General features: G+C 68.5%; 8 protein-coding genes. 2 read left to right on the forward strand and 6 right to left on the reverse strand.

Going from position 1 to position 6,341, the window contains the following annotated elements:
* Positions 1–91 precede the first annotated feature (91 nt).
* Genes AB0J09_RS52925 through AB0J09_RS52940 form a run of 4 tightly spaced genes read right to left on the reverse strand, consistent with a single transcriptional unit; the run spans position 92 to position 2,911 of the window.
* Positions 92–889, reverse strand: a complete 798-nt coding sequence (locus AB0J09_RS52925) for an ABC transporter permease (protein WP_360709616.1) — start codon at positions 887–889, stop codon at positions 92–94.
* Positions 886–1,656, reverse strand: coding sequence for an ABC transporter permease (locus AB0J09_RS52930; RefSeq protein WP_360709618.1), 771 nt, complete (start codon positions 1,654–1,656; stop codon positions 886–888). Before AB0J09_RS52930 ends, AB0J09_RS52925 begins: the two co-directional genes overlap by 4 nt.
* On the reverse strand, positions 1,646–2,563 hold the full coding sequence (locus AB0J09_RS52935) for an ABC transporter ATP-binding protein (RefSeq protein ID WP_360709620.1): 918 nt from the start codon (positions 2,561–2,563) through the stop codon (positions 1,646–1,648). The genes AB0J09_RS52930 and AB0J09_RS52935 overlap by 11 nt, the downstream gene beginning before the upstream one ends.
* Before the next feature lie 57 nt (positions 2,564–2,620).
* Positions 2,621–2,911, reverse strand: a complete 291-nt coding sequence (locus tag AB0J09_RS52940) for an antibiotic biosynthesis monooxygenase (RefSeq protein WP_360709622.1) — start codon at positions 2,909–2,911, stop codon at positions 2,621–2,623.
* Between the two features lie 60 nt (positions 2,912–2,971).
* Between AB0J09_RS52940 and AB0J09_RS52945 the strand changes: the two genes are divergently transcribed.
* On the forward strand, positions 2,972–3,616 hold the full coding sequence (locus tag AB0J09_RS52945; RefSeq protein WP_360709624.1) for a helix-turn-helix domain-containing protein: 645 nt from the start codon (positions 2,972–2,974) through the stop codon (positions 3,614–3,616).
* A gap of 581 nt (positions 3,617–4,197) precedes the next feature.
* Here the strand turns inward: AB0J09_RS52945 and AB0J09_RS52950 are convergent.
* Positions 4,198–4,575 carry a helix-turn-helix domain-containing protein gene (locus AB0J09_RS52950; protein WP_360709626.1) on the reverse strand — a complete coding sequence of 126 codons (378 nt, stop codon included), beginning with the start codon at positions 4,573–4,575 and terminating at the stop codon, positions 4,198–4,200.
* Positions 4,576–4,699: 124 nt separating this feature from the next.
* Between AB0J09_RS52950 and AB0J09_RS52955 the strand changes: the two genes are divergently transcribed.
* A complete protein-coding gene (locus AB0J09_RS52955) occupies positions 4,700–5,074 on the forward strand; it encodes a DoxX family protein (protein ID WP_360709628.1) in 375 nt (124 codons plus the stop codon).
* Between the two features lie 359 nt (positions 5,075–5,433).
* Here AB0J09_RS52955 and AB0J09_RS52960 read toward each other — a convergent pair whose 3' ends face one another.
* On the reverse strand, positions 5,434–6,168 hold the full coding sequence (locus tag AB0J09_RS52960; RefSeq protein WP_360709631.1) for an SDR family oxidoreductase: 735 nt from the start codon (positions 6,166–6,168) through the stop codon (positions 5,434–5,436).
* Positions 6,169–6,341: the final 173 nt, after the last annotated feature.

A 6,341-nucleotide genomic window follows, 5' to 3' on the forward strand; every position in this document is an offset into this window, starting at 1 on the left:
TCGCTACCGACGTCACCATATGGACTGCTCAGGCATCTCGAGCACACGCAGCCCTCAGCCGAGACTCCTCACCCGACTTCTGAAACAGGCCCTAGTAGCGGCCGAGGGTGCCGCGGCGTCGGGCGAGGTGTTCGAGCCGGTTGAACAGGACCACCCCGGCGGTGGTGATGAGCAGTGGCTGGGCCAGCAGCCAGGCGAGACCCCAGCCGGTCGGGAGGGCGGCCAGGGAATGTCCGCCGAGCAGGATGTCGCGCATCGCCTCGATGCCGGGCGCGATGGGGACCAGGAGCCGGCTGAGAAAGGCGATCGGGTCGGGCATGGCGGCCAGGGGGACCAGGGTGCCGCCGGCGATGGCGTAGACGGCCACGGACAGCTGGGTGATGATCTCGATGCGTTTGAACACCAGGGTCAGCCCGCACAAGATGAGAGCCAGGCCGCAGGTGCCCAGCGCGATGGCGGCCAGCGGCACGATCACCTGCGCGTCGAAGGGCAACTGCCCGCCCTGGATGGTGATGGTGACCGCGCCGGTGGTCAGGACGGCCAGTGCGGTGGGCAGGGCGGAGATCACGGCGGCGACCTGGCGACCGAGGATGAGCGCGGCCGAGGGCAGCGGGGTCAGGTAGGTCTGTTCCAGTACGCCGGACTGGATGTCGCCCAGGTAGCTCCAGAACACCCGGTTGACCTGCTCGTGGATGAAGGTCAGCGCCACCATGCCGAGCAGTACCGGCAGCAGCAGGTCCGCGCGCAGCTGCCCGCGTCCCATGAACAGCACGATGAGCAGGTAGAACAGCGGGAAAGTGATCATCTGGATGAGGACCTGGCGCCATCCGGCGGCGAGGTTGAGCAGGCCCTTACGGACTTCTGCGGCGAATCCGCGGGCGAAGATCATGACGTCTCCTGCAGGGCTCGGCGGTGGTTGCGGACGAACAGCAGGCCGCCAGCGGCGATGAGCGCGAGCGTGTGGGCGAGCAGCCAGGGCAGGGTGCCGCCGCTCCAGACCTCGGCCAGGGTCCGGCCCTGGAACAGCGTCTGGGTGAGCGCCTCGATGCCCAGCGTGGTGGGCAGGACCCTGGCCAGGACGGCCAGCCAGTCCGGATAGAAGGCGAGCGGCAGGAACGACCCGTTGAGCAGCAGCACCAGTGCGGTGAACAGCGACTGCATGGCGCCGATCATCGGGGAGACGAGCGCGAGGGCCGCCAGCAGGAACGTGAAGGCCAGCACGTTCACCCCGAGCAGCAGGGCCGGCGCCAGCGCCGCCCAGCGCAGCGGGATCGCGATTCCGGCCACCAGCATCGGGACGAGCGCGGCGACGGCGGCCACGGCCAGGCCGAACACCGAGGCGGTGATCAGCCGGCCGAGCATCGGCAGCCACGGCGGCGCCGGGGTCATCTGCGCCTGGGCGAAGGTGCCGGTGCGTTTCTCCTCGATCAGGTCGGCCACCATCACCAGAGCGGCGTACTGCAGGAACCAGTAGCCGCCGATCGCGACCAGCGTCTGCGGCAGCAGATCCTGGCGCAGCTCGCCCTGGCCAAGCACGAACTGCAGTCCGAGGTACATGGTGGTGCTGATCAGCAGCGTGATGACGTGTCCGATCGGGTGGGCCAGCTGCACGCGCAGGCCCTTGCCGACCTCCGCGCCCAAGACGTCAAGCAGCATGGGACGACTCGTTCACCAGGGCGAGGAACACATCCTCCAGGCCGGGCTGCACCTGGGTCAGCGACTCCAGGACGGCCCCCTGCGTGCGCAGGTGCTGGACCAGGTCGTACACCTCGTGCGGGTCGCTCACCCGCACGCTGATCGTGGTGACGCCGTCGCGGGTGACGGCGTCGAGCCCGGGTGGCGCCGTTCCTTCGACGCGGATCTCGTACTTGTCGCGTTCGCGGAAGCTCGCCAGCAGCTGTTGTGTGGGCAGGTCGGCGACGAGCCGCCCTTTGCGCATGACGGCAACTCGGTCGCACAGTTCCTGGGCCACGTCGAGCTGGTGCGTGGTGATCAGGATGGTGGTGCCCAGTTCGCGGGCGAGCTCGGTGATCCAGTTCTTGACGGTGCGGGTGGCCTCCACGTCGAGGCCGAGTGTCGGCTCGTCCAGCAGCACGATCGGCGGGTCGGCGATGAGAGCGGCGGCGATCGCGACCTTCTGCTGCATGCCGCGCGAGAAGCCGCCGACCTTGTCGTCGCGGCGCTCCCACAGCCCCAGATCGGTCAGCAGATCGCGGGCGCGCTCTGCGACCCGGGCCTTGCGCAACCCCTTCAGCCGGCCGAAGTACATCAGGTTCTGCCAGGCCGACAGGCTCCAGTAGATGTTGCGCGAGCCTTCCAGCACGGCGCCGAACTGCGCCATCGCGGCTGAGCGCTGCCTGGCCACGTCGAAGCCGCCCAGCCGGACCTTGCCCGAGGTGGGGGTCAGCAGCCCGGCCAGCATCTTGATGGTGGTGGTCTTGCCGGCGCCGTTGGGTCCCAGGAATCCGAAGACCGATCCGGCGGGGATGTGCAGCGACACCTCGTCGACCGCCCGGATCTGCGCCGAGCCGTACACCTTGGTCAACGCGTCGATCTCGATCATGTCATGTCCTTGGTTCGGGGGAGGCCCGGCCCCGGGTTCCGGGGCCGGGGCAGGCGGTCAGAGCTCGTCGAGAACCTCGATGTCCTCCGCGGTGACCTCGCGGGCCACCGCGAACGCCGCGGTGCCCGCGTCGGTGCCGGGCAGTGTCTGGCGGGCCGCCTGCAGGCTGGCGGCCGAATCCCAACGCCAGACGCCGACCCACGTCTCGTCGTTGAGCCGGCCGAGGCGCGCCTCGGTGAGGCCGGGCAGCGCGGCTCTGGCCGCATCGACCAGAGCTGCGTGCCGGGTACGAACCTGGTCGGCGTCAGCGGGATCGGCCTGGAAGCGGGTGACGCTGATGATCGGCATAGCTGGACTCTCTCTCTAGAGTTCACTTCTAGTGAATGTATCTAGAGATAGACTCTAGCCATGAGTGATGTCAAACAGCCCAGCAAGCGAGCCCAGAAGGCAAAGGAAACGCGCCGGCGCATCCTGGAGGCGGCGCTCGAGCTGTTCGTGCAGGACGGATATGGCGCGACGAACCTGCAGGACGTCGCCGACCGGGCGAGAGTGGCGGTACAGACGATCTACTTCGTCTTCGGCAACAAGCGCGCCCTGCTGAAAGAACTGGTCGATGTCACGATCGCCGGTGACGACGAGCCGGTGGCCACGATGGACCGGCCGTGGTACACCGGCGCACTCGCCGCCGGCACCGCCCCCGACATGCTGCGTGCCTACGTCGCGGGCACGACCTCGATCCTGGAGCGGGTCGCGCCGATCGGCAGGGTCTTGGACGCGGCGGTCGCGAGCGACCCCGAGGTCGCCGCCCTGTGGCCGCACGACGTCGACCCGCGCTTCATCGTCCACCAGAACGCGGCCGAGGCACTCGCCGCCAAGCCGGGCGCACGCGTGGATGTGCCGGTGGGGGAGATGGCCGACCTGCTGTACGGCCTGCTCAGCCCCGAGCTGTACCTGCTGTTCGTGCAGGAGCGGGGCTGGCCGCGTGAGCGCTGGGAGCGATGGGCCGGTGAGACCCTCTGCGCCCAGCTCTGCTCCATGGGTGGAGACTCATGAGGGACGGCGCGCCGCAGCCGGGTGACGGATCCGGCTGCCACAGCCGGCCCGCCGGCCAGTCCGGCGCGGATCGGGGTCTCGGACGCGCAAGCATGCCGACGACCCGGATCCGCTCCGATGATCCGTCGACAGAGGCGGGGGCCGAGAGTGGTGGCGTCGTGGCCGTTCAAGGACAAGATGATGCTTGATGGGATCAGGCGGGTCCTTCTCCTGCGCCGATGACCCGGCCGAGGTTGTCCAGCTCGTTGCCGCGGCCGGCCGTCAGGCGCTGGGTCCACTCCTCGTCATGCATCGCGTCCATGGTCATGGTGACGTGGACGCCGTCGCCGGAGGGGCCTGATCTCGACCATGGTCAGGACTCGATCCCGGCGCCGGTGGTCCACAGGCGCCACACGTGCTCCGGCGTGGTCGCATTGGTGCGCTCGATCCGGATGGTCTTGGCCACGGGTGAGACGGTCATGAATGCTCCCTTTGAGGTGGGGTCACGCGAACCGATCCTCCACTCGAAGGCCCGGAGCAGATGTCACCGGACGGGCGATGACTTTCGGCTTGGGGCCTGTTCGGGGTTCAGGGGCATCGGGTCATTGGTTTCGGGTCTGGTAGGCCTCTCGGCTGGCCTCGATGTGCGGGACGTGCTCGATGGCCCAGCCGGCGAGGGCCAGTGCGGGTGGAATGAGGCTCTTGCCGGTGGGGGTCAGTGCGTATTCGACCCGTGGCGGGACCTCGGCGTGCACCGTCCGGGATACCAGGCCGTCGCGTTCGAGGTTCCGGAGCGTCAGGGTCAGCATGCGCTGGGAGATCCCGGGGATCTGCTGGTGCAGGTCGGTGAAGCGCAGAAGTCCCTGATCGAGGGTCGCCACGATCAGCAACGTCCACTTGTTGCAGATGCGGTCGAGGATGGCGCGGATCGTCCGTCCTCCATCTCCTCGGATCATGCAGGTGTGCTCGTACTCCGACATGACAGCCCCCTGTGTGTAACGCACATGCATGTGCCTTTTGTAAGGCTTTCAATAGTGACGCATCATGGGGCTACTTACGACTGGTAACCATCGCGTGACCAGCGCCACGTCACTAGCCTCCGAGGTGTCCTTCATCGAGATTTCCTACTGGATCGTCGCGGCGCTCCTGGCCGTCTTGTACCTCTACGCCGGAGGCAAGAAGATCACCCAGAGCCAGAAGCAGCTCCAGCCGATGATGGGCTGGGTCGACACCGTTCCCATGCCGCTCGTCCGTGTGATCGGAGTCCTGGAAGTCCTCGGCGCGGCCGGCCTGATCCTGCCGCCGCTGACCGGGATCGCGCCCTGGCTCGCCATCGCCGCGGCGATCGGCCTCGTCCTGATCCAGATCGGCGGCATCGCGGTCCACCTGAGCCGCGGCGAGGCCCGGCTGATCGGACTCAACATCGCCCTCCTGGCAGCCGCCGCGGCAACCGCCTGGCTCGGCACCGTCTGGCTCTGAACCGTCTGCCCAACGTCCCGGCCCGGAGTTCGCCGGCTACTCCGTCGAACAGCTCGACGAAGTGGACACCCTCGTACTCGGGCGCACCACGTTTGAGGAACTGACCGAGCTCGTGGTGTCCAGCGTGTCTCCTGGAAAGTGGGACCGAAGGAAGGCACCGGCACCGGCGAGGGCGGCGTCGCCCTCGCCGAGCAGACCGGCGAAGCCCTGGAAGACGTGCGGGACGCCCGGTGTCACCTCCAGGGTCACGGCGACATCGGCGGCCGCGGCACGTGCGGCCAGCCGTGTCGCGTCGTCGAGCAGGATCTCCTGGGACCCCGCTTGGACGTTGTCGTTGAAGCGATCCGACGTCGCGTCGGTCAGGCGACGCCGCCGTTGGTGAAGATGACCTGGCCGTTGACCCAGCGCCCCGGTCCGGCGAGGAAGGAGACGGTTTCGGCGATGTCGTCCGGCGTGCCGAGACGCTCCATCGGGGGCTGCGCGGCGAGGCGGTCGACAGTCTCCTGGTCCTTGCCGTCGAGGAAGAGCGGGGTGGCCGTGGGGCCGGGGGCCACCGCGTTCACGGTGATGTCGCGGCCGCGCATCTCGCGGGCCAGCACCAAGGTCATGGCTTCGACAGCCCCCTTGCTGGCGACGTAGGGGGCGTAGCCGGGGAACGCGAGCCGGGTCACCGAGGTGGAGAAGGTCACGATGGCCCCGCCCGGCCGTACGCGGCGCGCGGCCTGCTGGGTGACCACGAAAGTGCCGCGGATGTTGGTGCGGTGCATCCTGTCGAGCGCGTCCAGGTCGAAGTCGGCGACCGGGCCGAGGATCATCACCCCGGCGGTGTGGACGACGACGTCGATCCCGCCGAACGCCGCCTCCACCTGGTCGAACGCGTCGGACATGGCGCTCTCGTCGGCGACGTCGCCCGTGACCGCGACCGCCCGGCCGTGGGCCGCTTCGATGGCCTTTACAAGATCGTCGGCGGCGGTCTTGTTGCCGGCGTAGTGGACGCCGACGGCCATGCCGTCGGCGGCGAGCCGGTGGGCGACGGCACGGCCGATGCCCCCTGACGCTCCGGTGACCAGCGCGACCCTCTTGGTGTTCGACATGGCGATGCCTCCAGGACTGTCATTTATGAACGCATGGTCCATATAAGCATATTGTGGACGCGGCGTCCATATGTCAGGGTTAGGGGAGTGTGGACGAGGGAGGTCTGCGGATGCCAGAGCAGGAACCGAACCTGCGGGTGCGGCGTGGCCGCGGTCGGCGCCCGGCGGCCGAG

It is taken from the genome of Nonomuraea sp. NPDC049784, from assembly GCF_040659615.1.
In the GTDB taxonomy this organism is placed as follows: domain Bacteria; phylum Actinomycetota; class Actinomycetes; order Streptosporangiales; family Streptosporangiaceae; genus Nonomuraea.